17 protein-coding genes are annotated in these 16,856 nt (G+C 54.0%); 10 read left to right on the forward strand and 7 right to left on the reverse strand.

Going from position 1 to position 16,856, the window contains the following annotated elements; all coding sequences use genetic code 11:
* The first annotated feature begins 1 nt into the window (after nt 1).
* Together rpsR and rplI are read left to right on the forward strand one after the other, a co-directional pair.
* Nucleotides 2-229 (forward strand): 30S ribosomal protein S18, encoded by a 228-nt coding sequence (gene rpsR, locus AAGR08_RS01385; RefSeq protein WP_002210155.1) that lies wholly within the window; start codon nt 2-4, stop codon nt 227-229.
* Nucleotides 230-268: 39 nt separating this feature from the next.
* Nucleotides 269-718 (forward strand): 50S ribosomal protein L9, encoded by a 450-nt coding sequence (rplI, locus tag AAGR08_RS01390; protein WP_097095898.1) that lies wholly within the window; start codon nt 269-271, stop codon nt 716-718.
* 56 nt (nt 719-774) lie between these two features.
* Here the strand turns inward: rplI and AAGR08_RS01395 are convergent, their stop codons facing one another.
* Nucleotides 775-1,431 (reverse strand): LysM-like peptidoglycan-binding domain-containing protein, encoded by a 657-nt coding sequence (locus AAGR08_RS01395; RefSeq protein ID WP_345828162.1) that lies wholly within the window; start codon nt 1,429-1,431, stop codon nt 775-777.
* A 216-nt stretch (nt 1,432-1,647) separates the two neighbouring features.
* Here AAGR08_RS01395 and fklB point away from each other — a divergent pair, with 216 nt between their 5' ends.
* From fklB to AAGR08_RS01410, 3 genes are all read left to right on the forward strand, one after another.
* Complete coding sequence (fklB, locus tag AAGR08_RS01400; RefSeq protein ID WP_097095899.1) at nt 1,648-2,268, forward strand: FKBP-type peptidyl-prolyl cis-trans isomerase; 621 nt, start codon at nt 1,648-1,650, stop codon at nt 2,266-2,268.
* A gap of 129 nt (nt 2,269-2,397) precedes the next feature.
* Nucleotides 2,398-2,646: a type II toxin-antitoxin system Phd/YefM family antitoxin gene (locus tag AAGR08_RS01405; protein WP_097095900.1), complete on the forward strand. Its 249-nt coding sequence runs from the start codon at nt 2,398-2,400 to the stop codon at nt 2,644-2,646.
* Complete coding sequence (locus AAGR08_RS01410; RefSeq protein ID WP_097095901.1) at nt 2,647-2,952, forward strand: type II toxin-antitoxin system RelE/ParE family toxin; 306 nt, start codon at nt 2,647-2,649, stop codon at nt 2,950-2,952. It begins immediately after the preceding gene.
* A gap of 3 nt (nt 2,953-2,955) precedes the next feature.
* On the opposite strand, the gene AAGR08_RS01415 is transcribed toward AAGR08_RS01410, so the two are convergent.
* A complete protein-coding gene (locus AAGR08_RS01415; RefSeq protein WP_345828164.1) occupies nt 2,956-4,902 on the reverse strand; it encodes a bifunctional 2',3'-cyclic-nucleotide 2'-phosphodiesterase/3'-nucleotidase in 1,947 nt (648 codons plus the stop codon).
* A 293-nt stretch (nt 4,903-5,195) separates the two neighbouring features.
* On the opposite strand from AAGR08_RS01415, the gene cysQ reads away from it, so the two are divergent.
* A complete protein-coding gene (gene cysQ / locus AAGR08_RS01420; protein ID WP_345828165.1) occupies nt 5,196-5,942 on the forward strand; it encodes a 3'(2'),5'-bisphosphate nucleotidase CysQ in 747 nt (248 codons plus the stop codon).
* 189 nt (nt 5,943-6,131) lie between these two features.
* Here the strand turns inward: cysQ and AAGR08_RS01425 are convergent, their stop codons facing one another.
* Nucleotides 6,132-6,689, reverse strand: coding sequence for a YtfJ family protein (locus AAGR08_RS01425; protein WP_097095904.1), 558 nt, complete (start codon nt 6,687-6,689; stop codon nt 6,132-6,134).
* A gap of 314 nt (nt 6,690-7,003) precedes the next feature.
* Here AAGR08_RS01425 and AAGR08_RS01430 point away from each other — a divergent pair, with 314 nt between their 5' ends.
* Nucleotides 7,004-7,210, forward strand: coding sequence for a DUF1107 domain-containing protein (locus AAGR08_RS01430; protein ID WP_007892150.1), 207 nt, complete (start codon nt 7,004-7,006; stop codon nt 7,208-7,210).
* Between the two features lie 227 nt (nt 7,211-7,437).
* Here AAGR08_RS01430 and AAGR08_RS01435 read toward each other — a convergent pair whose 3' ends face one another.
* Nucleotides 7,438-8,775, reverse strand: a complete 1,338-nt coding sequence (locus tag AAGR08_RS01435; protein WP_345828167.1) for a hemolysin family protein — start codon at nt 8,773-8,775, stop codon at nt 7,438-7,440.
* A 440-nt stretch (nt 8,776-9,215) separates the two neighbouring features.
* Between AAGR08_RS01435 and AAGR08_RS01440 the strand changes: the two genes are divergently transcribed.
* From AAGR08_RS01440 to AAGR08_RS01450, 3 genes are read left to right on the forward strand one after another with little or no spacing between them, the layout of a single operon-like run.
* Complete coding sequence (locus tag AAGR08_RS01440; RefSeq protein WP_345828169.1) at nt 9,216-10,955, forward strand: autotransporter assembly complex family protein; 1,740 nt, start codon at nt 9,216-9,218, stop codon at nt 10,953-10,955.
* Nucleotides 10,952-14,722, forward strand: a complete 3,771-nt coding sequence (locus AAGR08_RS01445) for a translocation/assembly module TamB domain-containing protein (protein ID WP_345828171.1) — start codon at nt 10,952-10,954, stop codon at nt 14,720-14,722. The genes AAGR08_RS01440 and AAGR08_RS01445 overlap by 4 nt, the downstream gene beginning before the upstream one ends.
* Before the next feature lie 2 nt (nt 14,723-14,724).
* Complete coding sequence (locus AAGR08_RS01450) at nt 14,725-15,078, forward strand: gamma-glutamylcyclotransferase (protein WP_345828172.1); 354 nt, start codon at nt 14,725-14,727, stop codon at nt 15,076-15,078.
* 107 nt (nt 15,079-15,185) lie between these two features.
* Here the strand turns inward: AAGR08_RS01450 and ppa are convergent, their stop codons facing one another.
* The 3 genes from ppa to AAGR08_RS01465 all read right to left on the reverse strand — a co-directional run bounded on the left by ppa (nt 15,186) and on the right by AAGR08_RS01465 (nt 16,756).
* Complete coding sequence (ppa, locus tag AAGR08_RS01455; RefSeq protein WP_007892166.1) at nt 15,186-15,716, reverse strand: inorganic diphosphatase; 531 nt, start codon at nt 15,714-15,716, stop codon at nt 15,186-15,188.
* Between the two features lie 100 nt (nt 15,717-15,816).
* Nucleotides 15,817-16,266 (reverse strand): DUF441 domain-containing protein, encoded by a 450-nt coding sequence (locus tag AAGR08_RS01460; protein ID WP_007892168.1) that lies wholly within the window; start codon nt 16,264-16,266, stop codon nt 15,817-15,819.
* Between the two features lie 73 nt (nt 16,267-16,339).
* Nucleotides 16,340-16,756 carry a lysozyme inhibitor LprI family protein gene (locus tag AAGR08_RS01465; protein WP_345828175.1) on the reverse strand — a complete coding sequence of 139 codons (417 nt, stop codon included), beginning with the start codon at nt 16,754-16,756 and terminating at the stop codon, nt 16,340-16,342.
* Nucleotides 16,757-16,856 lie beyond the last annotated feature (100 nt).

The raw sequence follows: 16,856 nt of genomic DNA on the forward strand, positions 1-16,856 counted from the left end.
AATGGCACGTTATTTCCGTCGTCGCAAGTTCTGCCGTTTCACCGCGGAAGGCGTTGTAGAGATTGATTACAAAGATATCGCTACACTGAAAAACTACATTACCGAAAGCGGTAAAATTGTCCCGAGCCGTATTACCGGTACTCGTGCAAAATACCAGCGCCAGCTCGCTCGTTGCATCAAGCGCGCTCGCTACCTGTCCCTGCTTCCGTACACTGATCGTCATCAGTAATCGGTAGTTGTCCATTAACGACTTTAAGAGGATAAGGTAATGCAAGTTATTCTGCTTGATAAAGTAGCAAACCTGGGCAGCCTGGGTGATCAGGTTAGCGTTAAAGCGGGCTATGCTCGTAACTTCCTGGTTCCACAGGGTAAAGCTGTTCCTGCTACCAAGAAAAACGTTGAGTTCTTCGAAGCGCGTCGCGCTGAACTGGAAGCCAAACTGGCTGACGTTCTGGCTGCTGCTAACGCACGTGCAGAGAAAATCAACGCACTGGGCAACGTAACCATCGCGTCTAAAGCTGGCGACGACGGCAAACTGTTCGGTTCCATCGGTACGCGCGACATCGCTGGTGCAGTTACTGCCGCTGGCGTTGAAGTGTCTAAGAGCGAAGTTCGTCTGCCGAACGGCGTTCTGCGCACCACCGGTGAGCACGAAGTTGACTTCCAGGTTCATAGCGAAGTCTTCGCTAAACTGGTTGTGAATGTAGTTGCTGAGTAATTTTACTCGGTAATGCGAAAACGCCGGCCTTGTGCCGGCGTTTTTGTTTTTATGCTTTACTGGGCGCGGATAAAGCTGCCATCCGGCTGGCGTGTAAACAGCACCGGACCGTTACTGCCATCTACCGTTAAACCGGTCACCACGCCTTGTGCGTTCTGACGGATTTTCACCTGCTGACCGTTCTGCAGCGCACTCAGCGGTTGTCCATCACCTTCCACTCGCGCCATGGCAAACACATCATTCACCGGCAGATTATTGTCGCGGAACAACTGCGCCAGCGTCTGACCTGATGCCACGCTGTAGGTGCGCCATTCGCCCTGCGAATCGGTTTTGGGCGAGGTGTTCTGCTGCTGATTATTGTTATTGTAAATCTCCGCCTGCATTGGCACTTCTTTGCCGGTGTTATCCGCTGGACGCTCCACCGGATACTGCGGCGTGCTGCTCGGCCAGAGAAACGCCAGCAGCAGCACCAGCAGCGCAATCACAATGCCGCGACGATGCAAAGCGGGCAGCGGGTCCATCCAGCGCACATCATCCAACAGATGCCAAACGCGCTGTAATGCGGCGGGAACGCGGGAAGGGTGATCGGAAGCCATTCGTGAATCCTCCTCGCTGGCTGCTTTACGCGGAATGCGCGGCAGCCAACGTTGCAACCAAGGTAATAAAGTACGCGGTGCGCGCGTCCTGCGACGTCGTGGGGCGATCTGGCCCATGTATTCTCTCTTGTTCCGACGGTGGCAGGTGAAAACCTCGCCACAGCTATAGTATGGGCAATGCGGACGGGAAGTGCCTGGCAGCATTGAAAAATTTGACCGGTGTATTGTTTCTCTTTCGCTGGAAAATGTCATCTGCGGCGCGCGAGATTTTACGCCAGCCGCCCGCGCTGGTATGCTGCCGGTTCTATTTTTCTCCGGGATTAAGGAATCAAGATGACGACCCCTTCATTCGACAGCGTCGAATCACAAGCAAGTTACGGTATCGGTTTACAGGTAGGCCAGCAGTTGCAAGAGTCTGGACTGCAGGGTCTGCAGCCAGAAGCACTGCTCGCCGGCCTGCGCGACGCGCTGGAAGGGAACTCACCTGCCGTCCCGGTTGATGTGGTACATCGCGCGCTGCGTGAAGTGCACGAACGCGCAGAAGGCGTGCGTCGTGAGCGCGTAGAAGCCATGGCGGCAGACGGTCAGAAATTCCTCGAGCAGAACGCGCAGCGCGAAGGCGTGAGCAGCACCGAAACCGGTCTGCAGTTCAGTGTGATCACCCAAGGCGATGGCCCGATCCCTTCACGTCAGGATCGTGTCCGTGTGCATTACACCGGCAAACTGATCGATGGCACCGTGTTTGATAGCTCAGTGGCGCGCGGCGAGCCGGCGGAATTCCCGGTAAGCGGCGTTATCGCGGGCTGGATTGAAGCGCTGACCCTGATGCCGGTTGGCTCCAAATGGGAACTGGCGATTCCACACAACCTCGCGTACGGCGAGCGCGGTGCTGGCGCATCCATCCCGCCATTCAGCACCCTGGTGTTTGAAGTGGAGCTGCTGGAAATTCTGTAAGCCGCTAACCCGCTTCTCTAAAGCCGGCATGTCATCATGCCGGTTTTTTTATATCTGTAGTTCGCGCTGGTTTTAAAATGATCAGCGCTTATAATGTGCGAATCGAACGATTCACACGAAAGGTGCGGTATGTATTTACTTTCTGCCAATGAAGCCAAAACCCAATTTGGCGATATGCTACTGAAAGCGCAGCGTGAACCGGTCCAGATTAGCCGTAACGGAAAGCCGGTAGCAGTCGTGATTTCCGCGGAGGAGTATCAGGCGATAGAGGCCATGAAGCAGCAATTTGTGCAGGAAAAAATTGCCCGTGCCAGAAATGACATTGCCAACGGGCAACTGACCGATGGTGAAACCTTTTTCGACCAACTGCTGGACTAAATGGCTACTTTTCAGCTCACGGATGAAGCGCGGCAGGATATCGTCGATATTCGCCGGTTTACCCTGCAGAAGTGGGGCGATGCGCAATCGAAAAGCTATCTCAAGCGTTTGCAGGAAACGTTGCGCACACTTGCCGATATGCCGAATTTGGGAAAAAGCAGAGCGCTGGATGTTGCTGAAGGTGTACTGAGCTTTCCCTATGTCAGCCACATGGTTTACTACCAGCCAGGCGGGAAAGGCATCATTATTTTGGCGATATTGCATCAGAGCCGGGTGCCAGCAACGCATCTGGCCACCCGGTTGTAGCAACTATTTCTTCTGCAAATCCACCTGCCACAGCGCAAAACCGATCTCATCGCTGCCTACCGCTTTCATCGGGTAATCGGCATGCTGTTCAATAAACTGCGTGGCTTTCGCGCCGGGTGCGGTTTCAAAACGGATATCCAGCGGCGTGGTGCTGCTAATCGGTGCCAGGCGCCAGTTGTGATCAGCCTGCGGTTTCACTTCGCCGTGCGCTTTGGTCTCGCTGCTGATATAAGCGGCAACCACCGAGCGGTTCTCATCCGGTGAAGCAAACGCGACATACTTATCGCCGGTGCCGGCAAACTTACCGCCATAAGCGCGGTAGTTATTGGTGGCGACCAGGAAGGTGGCATTGGGATCAATCGGCTTGCCTTGCCAGGTGAGGTCTTTAATACGCGATGCCTGCTTGTTGATCAGCGTACATTCCGCGTCGTAACGCGCCGGTTGCGTTACATCGATTTGGTACTGCACGCCATCGATCACATCGAAGTTATAGGTGCGGAAATCCCAGTTGATCAGCGATTGCGGTTTGCTGCTATGCGGATCAATTTGATTGAACTGCGCGGCGGAACACTCCAGCCACTCTTTCACCTGCGCCCCGCTGACTTTCATCACCACCAGCGTATTGGGGTAGAGATAGAGATCGGCAGCGTTACGGAAGGTAAGATTGCCTTTCTCCACTTCTACGTAGCTGGCGGGATCGTTCTTACGACCACCGGCTTTAAACGGTGCCGCGGCGGAGAGCACCGGCAAGCGGCCGAGATCGGGATCGCCCTGAATAAAGTGCTCAACGTAAGCGCGCTGCGCGTTATTGACGATCTGCACCGTGGGATCGTCCTGTACCAGCGACAGGTAGCTGTACATCACGTCGGCAGATTTGCCGATCGGTTTGGCAACAAACTCGCGCGTGGCACGGTGATCCTGTTCCAGCACTTTTACTAAGTTGGCATCTTCAGCGGCCAGCGATTTTTTCGCCGTGCTGTCATAAATCGGACGCGCTTCGGCTTTGCCCTGCGCCACCTGCCATTTGCCGCCGTCATTATTCAGCACCAAATCAACCACGCCAAGATGATCGCCCCACATGCCGGGCATGACGGCGGGAACACCGTTCAGCGTGCCTTGTGCAATATCAGCGCCTTGTATGGCGGCGAATTCTTTGCTCGGGAACACGGCATGCGCATGGCCGAACATGATGGCGTTGATGCCTGGAACCTGGCTTAGGTAGTAAACCGAGTTTTCGGCCATGGCGTGATAGGGTTCGCTGCTTAAGCCGGAGTGCGGAATAGCGACGATAATTTCAGCACCTTTTGTGCGCATTTCCGGCACATAGCGCTTCGCTGTTGCCGTAATATCATCAACCCGCACTTTTCCCTGCAGATTGTTGCGATCCCACACCATAATCTGCGGTGGAACGAAGCCGATGTAACCGATTTTTAGCGTGTGAGGCTTGCCTTCACGGTCCGTGACCGTCGTTTCTTTGATCAGATAGGGCGTAAACAGCGGTTTCCCGCTCTTTTCATCGATAATGTTGGCATTGACGTAAGGGAAGCGTGCGCCAGCCAGCGCTTTTTGCAGATACGGTAAGCCATAGTTGAATTCATGATTGCCCAGGTTACCAACCACATAATCCAGCGTGTTCATTGCCTTATAGACGGGATGCACTTCGCCCGGTTTTAGCCCCTTCGCCGCCATGTAATCACCCAGCGGACTTCCCTGAATGATATCGCCGTTATCCACCAGCAGGCTGTTCTTCGCTTCAGCGCGCGCCTGCTGAATCAGTGTCGCGGTACGAACCAGGCCAAACTTCTCGGTGGGCGTATCTTTGTAATAATCGAAATCCATCATATTGCTGTGCAGATCGGTGGTTTCCAGAATGCGCAGATCCACCGTAGCAGCCTGTACCGTAGCGGCAGAAATACACAGCGCCAATAACGACATGCTCGCTTTGAACATCGCTTGCTCCTTGTTCGGTCCAATGGGCCTCTCAAAATAATGTAAAACGATGACGAATTATCATTTCAATTTGTGATGGTGCTCGGAATTCCATCTTATTTCTTGCTATACGCCGCGCTCAGCGCGCATTCAGCATCCTGCCATAGCCGCAGCTGATGAACTATGATATTGATAATCATATAGATTGCCGTAGCAGACAGCGCAGTCGCAGGCTGTCGAAGGACAACTGCTAAAATAAGAACAGGTTGGCGGTGGATGTCTGACAGGCAGAATCAGCGGAAAAGAGGTGCAGAATGTTAGATAAAATTTGTCAGCTGGCGCGTGAAGCGGGTGAAGCCATTATGCAGGTTTATAACGGTGCAGAGCCGGTGGATGTCACGCGTAAGTCGGATGATTCGCCGGTTACGGCGGCCGATCTTGCCGCGCACCGGGTCATCGTTAGCGGGCTAAACACACTTACGCCCGATGTTCCGGTGTTATCAGAAGAAGATCCGCCGGGCTGGGAAGTGCGCCAGCACTGGCAGAAATATTGGCTGGTCGATCCGCTGGATGGCACCAAAGAGTTCATCAAACGCAACGGCGAGTTTACGGTAAATATTGCGCTCATCGAAAACGGTAAGCCGGTGTTGGGCGTGGTGTATGCGCCGGTACTGGGCGTAATGTATTCCGCTGCGGAAGGTAAAGCCTGGAAAGAAGAGAACGGCCAGCAGACGCAGATCCATGCGCGTGAAGCGCGTCCGCCACTGGTGGTGGTAAGTCGTTCGCATTTTGATAGCGATACCGAGCTACAAGAGTATCTGCATCAGCTGGGCGAGCATCAAACTACCTCCATCGGCTCATCGTTGAAGTTCTGCCTGGTGGCAGAAGGCGCCGCGCAGCTTTATCCGCGCTTTGGACCGACAAATATCTGGGATACCGGTGCGGGACACGCCGTGGCGATTGCTGCAGGTGCGCATGTGCATGACTGGCAGGGCAAAACGCTTGACTACACGCCGCGTGAGTCGTTTCTCAATCCCGGTTTCCGCGTCTCGCTGTTTTAAGATTGGATAGGGCCGCCATTGATGGCGTAATGCCGATCGGTTCAGCGCCGTATCAAATCACCGCACCTTCCGTAGCGGCGCGATTCATCGCGCAATGAATTGCGCCGCTACAATGTGTGCTCTCGGTAATGAGGTTTTCCATGTCTTAACTGACGAACATTACGCCATGAATGGCGACCCCGATAATCCTTACTTCTGCAACAGCTCATGAATCAGCTTCATCGCCTGCTGCACTTCATCCTGCGTTAGCGGCCCATCTTTGGCATAGCGCACATGCGCGGTGTTATCCAATATCACAATCGCCGATCCGCCTTTCTCTAACTGCCAGGCCTGCCGAGCGCTGCCGTTGCTATCGACAATAAATTGCGACCACGGATATTGCTGCTTATTGCTCTCAATACTGCTGCGTACAAACATGCCGGTGCCAGGAATGGCATCGTCGGTATTTACAATGGTGGTAGTTTGATAACGATCGTGCGGCAGATGCGCCGCTTTAATCGCTTCAATCAGCGCTGCATTCTGCTCTTTAGCGGACGAACGGCCAGCGATATGTAAGATGACGCGTACTTTTCCACTCAGCTGCGCGCTATTCCAGGATTTGTAGCTAAACTTATCTTGTTGATAAAGCAGCTCTCCCCGGTCATTGATGCCCACGGCAGGCACGCGTTCACCCGTTTTGAATGCATGTGCCGAGGCCAGGGCAGGCAGCAGCAAAGCCAGTGCTAATACAGAATGTCCCAAACGCATTGTCAAACTCCTTGGTGATCCGACCAGTTGTTCATGTTCCTGCAATATTAGGCGTGGATGATGCGTCTGTCGTAATGAGTTAACAGGTTTGCAACCTATGCCACAATTCCATAATGAGTGAAGGTTTATACTGGGTTTAGTGAGGCTGATAACAGAGTATTCTGTAATGATGTGTCAATTCAGTAAATAATTCACTTTTTCGGAACATCGGCAACGAAGGATGCTCTATAGTTATGCTTCATTTGCGCTTCATGGGTTCGTGCCAAATTTGGTAACGACGGAGCGTATTAAAAAATTTTCAGGAGTTAATCAGCATGAAGATCTTCCAGCGCTATAATCCGCTGCAAATCGCGAAATATGTAAAAACGCTATTTAGAGGAAGGTTGTATATCAAGGATGTTGGCGCGTTTGAGTTTGATAAAGGCAAAGTCATGTTGCCTCGCGTTAAAGACAAACAACATCTTAGCGTGATGTCAGAGATCAACCGCCAGGTACTGCGGCTGCAAGCCGAGTACAACTAAGTAAGCAAAATAAAGGGCGCCGATGGCGCCCTCAGTATTTCTGCGGTTGGTGTTGTGTTGGTCGCCATAACTGGCGTAATGCTCGTCGGTTAAGCGTGAATCGGTCACCATGAATGGTGACCCTACGTGGATATAGCCGGATTTTCGTAGGGTGCGCATTCATGCGCACCTGCATAAACAGGCATTTTTTTGCCTAAGTGAGCGGCATAACGCGATAACTGGCGACTCTACGACGACTCCGATTCATCCACCACATTCTTCGAAACATTCAGCACCGGCGGACGTTCATCAATGCGTGTCACCAACAGCTGATCGATGCGGTAACTGTCAATATCGACCACTTCAAACTTGTAGCCGGAAAACTTCACAAAATCGGTACGCTTAGGAATTTTGCGCAGCATGTACATCATGAAGCCGCCAATGGTTTCGTAATTGCCAGACTGCGGAAAATCATCGATATCCAGCACGCGCATGACGTCATCAATCGGCGTACCGCCTTCTACCAGCCATGAGTTCTCATCACGCGCGACAATCTGCTCTTCCTGGCCTTGTCCGACCAAATCGCCCATCAGCGTGGTCATCACGTCATTCAGCGTAATGATACCGACCACCAACGCATATTCGTTCATGATCACCGCGAAGTCTTCACCGGCGGTTTTGAAGCTTTCCAGCGCTTCAGAGAGGGTCAGCGTATCCGGCACAATCAGCGCCGAGCGAATTTGCACACCGCTGTTGAGCGTCAAACTCTGGTTGCCCAGTACGCGCAGCAGCAGTTCTTTCGAATCCACATAGCCGACGATATGGTCAATATCGCCATCGCACACGATAAATTTGGAGTGCGGATGCTGAGCGATTTTGGTTTTGAGGGTCGTTTCATCTTCGTGTAAATCGAACCACACGACGTTCTCGCGCGAGGTCATTGATGACGGCACGGTGCGTGATTCCAGTTCAAAAACGTTTTCAATCAGCTCATGTTCCTGCTTACGCAGCACGCCGGCCAGGGCGCCCGCTTCTACCACTGCATAAATATCGTCGGAGGTAATATCGTCTTTACGCACCATCGGCAATTTGAACATGCGGAAGAAGACGTTGGCTAAACCGTTGAATAGCCATACCAGCGGGCGCAGCACCACTAAACAGAAGCGCATAGGGTTGATGATACGCAGCGCCACCGCTTCCGGTGCAATCATCCCCACGCGTTTTGGTGTGAGATCAGCAAACAGAATGAACAGGCTGGTTACAATGGTAAAAGAGCAGATAAAACTGAGTTGTTCTGCGAGTTCTGGGGCCACAAAGCGGCTAAACAGGCCATTGAAGGCAGGAGAGAAAGCCGCATCGCCGACAATACCGCCGAGGATAGCCACGGCATTGAGGCCAATTTGCACCACGGTGAAGAACATGCCGGGTTGTTCCTGCATTTTCAGCACGCGCTGTGCGTTGATATTGCCTTCGTCAGCCAGTAACTTCAGCTTGATCTTGCGGGCAGCCGCCAGCGAGATCTCCGAAAGAGAAAAAAATGAACTGATGAGAATCAGTAAAAGAATGACAAGTAAGCTATCGAGCATAAGAGATCCGTTGGGTTAATCACTTGTCATTTTTGGCCTGGGCAGCGCGGGAGTGGGCGTACATCCGGTACTCGCCAGTCAAACAGGCTATCCGTGCCAAAAATGTCTGCGCCATATCGACAAGATAAGGTTAACGTCGGGGCAGAAAAGAGTGCAGGCGGAGCCTGCTGGTCGCTGATTATAGCAGCAGCGCTTATCATGCCGCCAGAGGGGCGCACTGTGCGCTCGGATTAATCCGAGTGCGTGCGTGCCAGAGGCGGAAGACGTGCCTGGCTGTTGTATCGTTTCCCCCATTTACCGACAATAGCCCACAATTTGGCGTCGTCGCCGTTGTGGGTAAAAAGAGCGGCTATGCTGATGGGTACACGGCGGTGGTGATACCCTTCGAATGAATAAACGCCCCTGCGGAATAGGGGCCGGCATTATTAACAGGAGTACGTGTGCCACGATTTCATATTTATTGTTTGGCCAGCCTGTTGCTTGCTGCACCTGCCGTCGAGGCAGCCAAGGTGCGCTTGCAGTTGGAAGGCCTGACCGGGGATTTGCAAAAGAACGTCAGGGCACGCTTGTCCACCATTGGCAGTGACGAGGTGTCAAACGACGGCCGTTTCCAGGCTCGTGTCTCAGTGGCGATTAAAGAAGGCCTGCGCGCGCTAGGTTACTACGAACCGCAGATCGATTTTGAATCGCGCCCGGCGCCCCCGCAGGGTGGTCGTCCGGTGTTGATTGCCCACGTTACGCCTGGCGAACCGGTAAAGATTGGTGGCAGTAACATCGTGATAGAAGGTGAGGCGAAAACCGACGAGGACTACCAAGCCTGGGTTAAACAGGGCACTCCAAAAGTCGGCACGCAGTTGAATCACGGCGCCTACGACAAATTCAAAAATGGTTTCTCCAGCCTGGCATTGCGTAACGGTTACTTTGACGGTGACTTTAAGCAAAGCCAGCTTGGCGTATCGGTCGAGCGCCGCGAAGCGTTCTGGGACATCAATTACGATAGCGGTCCGCGTTATCGTTTTGGTGACGTCAGCTTCGAGGGCTCGCAAATCAACGAAGCCTACTTGCAGAATCTGGTGCCGTTTAAAAAAGGCGATCACTACAGTTCGCGGGATCTAGCCGAGCTCAACCGCCGTTTATCCGCCACCGGCTGGTTTAACTCGGTGGTGGTGGCACCGGAGTTTGATAAAGGCCGTCAAACCAAAGTCCTGCCGCTCAGCGCCGCCGTATCGCCACGGGTGGAAAACACCATAGAAACCGGCGTGGGTTACTCCACTGACGTCGGTCCGCGTCTGAAAGGCACGTGGAAAAAACCGTGGATTAACAGTAGCGGCCACAGCCTGGCTGCCAGCGCCTACGTCTCCGGGCCTGAGCAGCAGCTCGATCTCAGCTATAAAGTGCCGCTGCTGAAAAGTCCGCTGGAGCAGTATTACACCTTCTCCGGCGGCGTGAAGCGCACCGATCTCAATGACACTAAAGCCGATACCACTACGCTGGCGATGTCGCGCAACTGGGACAGCAGCAGCGGTTGGCAGAAGGCGATCAACCTGCGCTGGAGCCTCGATCACTTTACTCAGGCCAGCGTCACCAACACCACCATGCTGCTCTATCCGGGCGTGAGTCTGAACCGCACCCGTTCGCGCGGTGGGTTGATGCCAACGTGGGGCGATTCACAGCGTTATTCGGTGGATGTATCGGATACCACCTGGGGATCGGACGTTGATTTCATGATCCTGCAAGCGCAAAACGTCTGGATTCGTACCCTCGCCGACAAGCATCGCTTCGTGGCGCGCGGCAATCTCGGTTGGATTGAAACCAACAATTTCGACAAAGTGCCGCCGGACCTGCGCTTCTTCGCCGGTGGCGATCGCAGTATTCGTGGGTACAAATATAAAGACATCTCGCCGCGTGATGATAATGGCAAGCTGACCGGTGCCTCAAAAATGGCCACCGGCTCGCTCGAATATCAATATAACGTGACCGGAAAATGGTGGGGCGCGGTGTTTGTCGATTCCGGTGAAGCCGTCAACGACATTAAGCAGAGCAACGTTAAAACCGGCGCGGGCTTCGGCGTGCGCTGGTCTTCTCCGGTGGGGCCGATCAAGTTTGATATCGCACGGCCGATTGGCGATGACAAGGAGCATGGATTGCAATTTTACGTAGGATTGGGGCCTGAACTATGAAGCTATGGAAAAAGGTCCTAATTGGTATCGCTATTTTTTTAGTGCTGCTGCTTGGCGGCATCGCATTTTTGGTTGGCACCACGCCCGGTTTGCATCTGCTGCTGAAAGGCGCCGATCGCTGGGTGCCGGGCTTATCGATCAAACAGGTTGACGGCGGCTGGCGCGATCTCACGCTGAGCGGCGTGAAGTATGAAATGCCAGGCGTCAGCGTGGATGCCGGGCGCTTCCATCTGGCGCTGAATCTCAACTGTTTGCTGCACTCCTCTGTGTGTGTGAATGATATCGCCTTGCAGGATGTTAGCGTGGTGGTGGATAGCAAAAAAATGGCTCCCGCCAGCGCGCCGCCACCGGAAGAGGAGAGCGGCAGCACCAATCTCAGCACGCCTTATCCCATAACATTAAGCAAAGTGGGTTTGCATAACATCAACGTTAAGGTCGATGACACCGCGATTTCCCTGCTCGATTTTACCACCGGCCTGCAGTGGCAAGATCGTGCGCTGACGCTGACGCCCACCCATATCCAAAGCCTGCTGATTGCGCTACCGAAAGCGGCCAAAGTGGTGGATGAGCAAGTGGTGCAGCCCAAAGTGCAGCAGCCACAGCCGCTGGAAAAACCCCTCGGTGAAACGCTACAGGAGATGTTTGCTAAGCCGCTGCTGCCCGAAATGCCTGACTTCCAGCTGCCGCTGGATATCACCGTACAGGAGCTGCTGGGAGAACAGCTGCGTATTACCGGCGATACCGACGTCTCTATTACACGCTTGTTGCTCAAAGCGAAAACCGCCGATCGCCATTTGCAGTTAGAAACCTTCGATGTTGATTCGCCGCAGGGGCAGGTAAACGCCAGCGGCGAAGCCACCCTTGCCGATAATTGGCCGATGAATTTTGCGCTGAACGGCACGCTCAATCTCGATCCCATTAAGGGTGAGAAGATCAAAATGCACCTCGGTGGCGCAATGCGCGAGGAGTTGAAGCTGGGGCTCAATCTCTCTGGCCCGGTGCGCGCGCAGCTTGATGCCAGTGCCCAACCTGCGGTCGCCGGTTTACCGCTGGCGTTGCATCTCACCAGTCCGCAGCTGCGCTGGCCGCTAACCGGCCCGGTGCAGTATCAGGCCGATAATCTGGATTATCAGTTCAAGGGCAAAGCCACCGACTACGTGATGTCGCTGCGCACCGCAGTGAAAGGCGAAGGGGTGCCACCGGCGACGATTGCACTGGACGGCAAAGGCAACGAGCAGCAGTTCAATCTCGATAAACTGCGCGTCGCGGCGCTGCAGGGCAATATCGATCTGACCGCGCTGGTGGACTGGAGTAAAGCCATCAGCTGGCGCAGCGAGCTGACGCTGTCAGGTATTAACACCGCCAAACAGTATCCGGATTGGCCAGCGAAATTGGATGGCAAAATAGCCACGCGCGGGAGTCTGTACGGCGGAAGCTGGCAGCTCAGCGTGCCGCAGCTAGCGCTGAAAGGTAACGTGAAACAGAACGCGCTGAGTGCCAACGGCACGTTAACCGGCAACAGCTACAACCAGTGGAAAATTCCCGGCCTGAATCTGGCGCTGGGACGTAACCATCTGGACGTGAAGGGCGAGCTGGGTGATAGCCTCAACCTTGATGCCACGCTTGATGCGCCGCAGTTGAACAACGCGCTACCTGGCCTTGGCGGCGTAGCGAAAGGCACCCTTAAAGCGCGTGGCACTCTGCAGGCACCGCAGCTGCTGGCCGATCTCACGGCAACCGGCTTGCGCTGGCAGCAGCTGCAAATCCGGCGCATCGCCTTGCTGGGAGATGTGAAATCCAGCGATCAGGTGGCCGGGAAGCTGCAATTACGCGTGGAACAGCTGCAGCAAGATGCTTTGAAAGTGAATCTGCTGACGCTGAATGCCGACGGTAATGAGCATCAGCATCAGCTGAAGCTCAATGTTGAGGGCGAACCGGTTTCCGGTCAGCTGGCGCTTAACGGCAGTTTCGATCGCAAAACTGAGCGCTGGCAGGGCAATCTTAACAACACCCACTTTGACACGCCGGTAGGCGAATGGCGCCTGACGCGCGCAATGGCCATTGATTACCTCAACAGTAAACAGACGGCGACCATTGGGCCGCACTGCTGGCAGAATCCTAATGCGCAGCTGTGCGTGCCAGAACCGATTGAAGCAGGCGCCAGTGGACATGCACACGTTGTGCTCAATCGCTTCGATCTGGCGATGATCAAACCGTTCCTCACTGATGCCACCAAACTGAACGGGGTGTTCAGCGGTGATGCGCGCGTCAACTGGACGGCTGACGGCGCGTTGCCAACCGGTTCCGTTTCGCTGAAAGGTAATGGCGTGAAGGTGGAGCAGGATGTTCAAGGCAACAGCTTACCCATCGCCTTCGATACGCTGAATCTGAATGCGGCGCTGCGTAACGGTCGTGCGCAGCTGGATTGGCTGATCCATATCGTTAATAACGGGCAGCTAAGCGGTAACGTACAAATTGCCGATCCGCAGAACCGCCGTCAGCTGTCGGGCAACATCGGCATCAGCAATATTTCGCTGGCGATGCTCAATCCCGCGCTGATGTCAGGTGAGAAGATCAAAGGCAACCTGAACAGCAATCTGCGCCTTGGCGGTACGCTGCAGCAGCCGCAGGTGTTTGGCCAGCTGGGGCTCAGGGATGTGGATGTCGACGGCAGCTTTATGCCGGTCGATCTCACCGCTGCCAACCTCAATATGGTGTTCAACGGCATGAGCTCAACGCTCAACGGCCTGATCCAGACGGCGCAGGGCAATATCAATCTGAGCGGTGACGCTGACTGGAGCCAGTTGGATAACTGGCGAGCCCGCGTGGCGGCGCAGGGCAGCCGCGTACGCGTCACCGTCCCGCCGATGGTGCGCATGGATGTATCGCCAGATTTGGTGTTTGAAGCCACGCCAGCCGCGTTCAATCTGGACGGTAAAGTGGATATTCCGTGGGCGCGCATCACCGTGCAGGAAGTGCCAGAAAGCGCCACCGGCGTCTCCTCGGATGAAGTGATGCTGGATGAAAATCTCAAACCGATTCAGCCAAAAACGGCTGCCATTCCGATCAACAGCAATCTGATTATCCACGTGGGCAACGACGTACGCCTTTCAGCATTTGGCCTGAAAGCCAAGCTGAATGGCGATCTGAAGCTGGTGCAGGATAAAAATGGCCTTGGTCTGAACGGGCAAATCAATATTCCATCCGGCCGTTTCCACGCCTATGGTCAGGATCTGGTGGTGCGTAAAGGCGAGCTGCAATTCGCGGGGCCGCCGGATCAACCTTACGTCAACCTGGAAGCGATCCGTAATCCGGAAGCCACCGAGGATGACGTGACAGCGGGCCTGCGCGTGACGGGGCTGGCGGATGAGCCGAAAGTGGAAGTGTTCTCCGATCCGGCTATGTCTCAGCAGGAAGCACTTTCTTACTTATTACGCGGTCAGGGACTGGGCAGCGATGGTGACAGTAATGCATTAACTTCAGCGCTGGTAGGTTTGGGGGTTGCACAAAGTGGTCAGGTTGTGGGTAAAATCGGCGAGACATTCGGCGTCAGTAACCTCGCAGTTGACACCGCAGGCGTGGGCGACAGCCAGCAAGTGCAGGTCAGTGGTTATGTGTTGCCAGGTCTACAAGTAAAATACGGTGTTGGCATATTTGATTCACTGGCGACTTTAACCTTGCGTTATCGCCTGATGCCCAAACTCTATTTAGAAGCCGTGTCGGGTCTCGACCAGGCATTGGATTTGCTCTATCAGTTTGAGTTTTAGCAATGCGAATAATTGTCTATGGTAGTTTACGGCGCAAACAGGGAAACAGTCATTGGATGACGAATGCGCAATGGTTAGGTGACCATCAGATTGTCGGGTTTGATCTCTACAATCTGGGTCACTATCCGGGCGTGGTTGCAGGCGAAGGAAACGTCTCTTGCGAGGTTTATCGCATCGACGCCAGCACGCTCGGCGAGCTTGATGCCTTGCGCACTAAAAATGGCGAATACAAACGCCAACTCATCCAGACGCCTTACGGCAGTGCCTGGCTGTATGTCTATCAACGCTCAATCGCGGGGCGTACGCGCATCGCGAGCGGCGACTGGCTACGGCGTGATGACGAAACAGAAGCATAAATAAAAACACCGTCCATTGGACGGTGTTTTTTTATCTGCAAACCGGTCACCATGAATGACGACCTTACAGGGAAAGCAGGGCGCGCATTCATGCGCACCAGGCTTGCTTATTTCTTCTGTGCGCGCTCGTACGAAGCGATGATTTCAGCTTTGGCCGCTTCCGCGTTATCCCAGCCGTCAACCTTCACCCATTTGCCTTTTTCCAGATCTTTGTAGTGCTCAAAGAAGTGGGTGATCTGGGCTTTCAGCAGTTCTGGCAGGTCGTTCACATCTTTGATGTGATCGTACTCTTTGCTCAGCTTGGTGTGCGGAACCGCAACCAGCTTGGCATCTTCACCAGACTCGTCGGTCATTTTCAGCACGCCAACTGGGCGGCAGCGAATCACTGAGCCCGGCACCAGCGGATATGGGGTTGGCACCAGTACGTCAACCGGATCACCATCCAGAGACAGCGTGTGGTTGATGTAACCGTAGTTGCACGGATAGAACATGGCGGTAGACATGAAACGGTCTACAAACAGGGCACCAGACTCTTTGTCGACTTCATATTTGATCGGATCGGCGTTGGCCGGGATCTCGATGACAACATAGATATCTTCTGGCAACTCTTTACCTGCAGGCACCTGGTTCAAACTCATCTGGCTTTCCTTCATTAGTCATATGTTGAGTGACGGCTATTATAGCCAACTGACTCTGAAAGTATGCCCCCTTTTTGGCGTTTCAGAATGCTCCAACCTGCTACTTCGCGGTGACAAACAGCGAGACGATACCGGCAGCAATCAGTGGTCCGACCGGCACGCCGCGGAAGAAGGCCACGCCAATCACGGTGCCAATTAACAATCCACCAATTACCGACGGCTGTACGCTCATAAAGTTAACGCCGCGGCCACCCAGCCAGGCGACAAAAATGCCCACCACAATGGCCACAATCGATTGCCAATTCGCGAACGATTTCAGCAGCGAAGAGGCCGGCAGCGTACCGCTAGCCAGCGGCGCCATCACGGCAACGGTCAGGATAATAATGCCAATCTGAATGCCCTGTTTTTCCACATAGGGAAAGAACTGCGACAGCGGCGTGAGCTTAATCGCCAGCAGAATCAGAATAGAAATGGTAACGGCGCTGTTATGGACGAAGTAACTGAGGACGGCGAGGCAAACAAGAATGATGGTGGAGGCATAAGCAGCCATGGTTTCTCCCTGACGATTGATGGGCGCGCTGACAAGTGGCCAGCGCTCAGCGTTATTTTAACGCCTCCATTAATCAACAATCGTCGGGGTTGGCGCAACTGCCTTTGTTAATTGATTGCAACATCAGCGCCTGATTCCGAACCAGGCTCACGCCCTGGGCACCCACCGATAGCGCTGCCATGCTGCCCTGGCTGCTCAGGAAATAACTGCGGCTGGCATCAAGCCAGCTGTCGCGATACGCCAGCCAGGCGCGCTGGGCGCTGCGCAATTTGTCTTTAGGGTCGCCGGTTAATTTTTTCATCGCTTGGGTGTACTGCACGTTCATCTCTTTGTCCCACGCCTTACTGGCAGTGTCGTAGCACTTCGACATACCGAGGGTGGTAGATTCCTTGTTCATACACTGGTCGAGCTGCTGATCGATGGGGTTTTGCTGCTGCGCCGAGGCAAAACCACTAACCAGTAACAACGCGACCGGGAGCCATTTTTTCATCATTTCCTTCCTTAATTTTCTGCAGCGGACTTCAACAAAAGTGAAGCGTAGGCGTTAGTGAGCAGATTGACCATCAACAAAGGATAAAGTTTCCCTGCGA

It is taken from the genome of Pantoea sp. BRR-3P (assembly GCF_039621635.1).
Lineage (GTDB): Bacteria > Pseudomonadota > Gammaproteobacteria > Enterobacterales > Enterobacteriaceae > Pantoea > Pantoea floridensis.

Coding starts and splice junctions, on each gene's coding strand:
- AAGR08_RS01415 (WP_345828164.1), bottom strand. CDS start 4,902: ATGTTCAAAGCGAGCATGTCGTTATTGGCGCTGTGTATTTCTGCCGCT.
- rpsR (WP_002210155.1), top strand. CDS start 2: ATGGCACGTTATTTCCGTCGTCGCAAGTTCTGCCGTTTCACCGCGGAA.
- cysQ (WP_345828165.1), top strand. CDS start 5,196: ATGTTAGATAAAATTTGTCAGCTGGCGCGTGAAGCGGGTGAAGCCATT.
- AAGR08_RS01410 (WP_097095901.1), top strand. CDS start 2,647: ATGGCTACTTTTCAGCTCACGGATGAAGCGCGGCAGGATATCGTCGAT.
- AAGR08_RS01435 (WP_345828167.1), bottom strand. CDS start 8,775: ATGCTCGATAGCTTACTTGTCATTCTTTTACTGATTCTCATCAGTTCA.
- AAGR08_RS01465 (WP_345828175.1), bottom strand. CDS start 16,756: ATGAAAAAATGGCTCCCGGTCGCGTTGTTACTGGTTAGTGGTTTTGCC.
- AAGR08_RS01450 (WP_345828172.1), top strand. CDS start 14,725: ATGCGAATAATTGTCTATGGTAGTTTACGGCGCAAACAGGGAAACAGT.
- ppa (WP_007892166.1), bottom strand. CDS start 15,716: ATGAGTTTGAACCAGGTGCCTGCAGGTAAAGAGTTGCCAGAAGATATC.
- AAGR08_RS01460 (WP_007892168.1), bottom strand. CDS start 16,266: ATGGCTGCTTATGCCTCCACCATCATTCTTGTTTGCCTCGCCGTCCTC.
- AAGR08_RS01430 (WP_007892150.1), top strand. CDS start 7,004: ATGAAGATCTTCCAGCGCTATAATCCGCTGCAAATCGCGAAATATGTA.
- AAGR08_RS01405 (WP_097095900.1), top strand. CDS start 2,398: ATGTATTTACTTTCTGCCAATGAAGCCAAAACCCAATTTGGCGATATG.
- AAGR08_RS01395 (WP_345828162.1), bottom strand. CDS start 1,431: ATGGGCCAGATCGCCCCACGACGTCGCAGGACGCGCGCACCGCGTACT.
- AAGR08_RS01425 (WP_097095904.1), bottom strand. CDS start 6,689: ATGCGTTTGGGACATTCTGTATTAGCACTGGCTTTGCTGCTGCCTGCC.
- AAGR08_RS01445 (WP_345828171.1), top strand. CDS start 10,952: ATGAAGCTATGGAAAAAGGTCCTAATTGGTATCGCTATTTTTTTAGTG.
- fklB (WP_097095899.1), top strand. CDS start 1,648: ATGACGACCCCTTCATTCGACAGCGTCGAATCACAAGCAAGTTACGGT.
- rplI (WP_097095898.1), top strand. CDS start 269: ATGCAAGTTATTCTGCTTGATAAAGTAGCAAACCTGGGCAGCCTGGGT.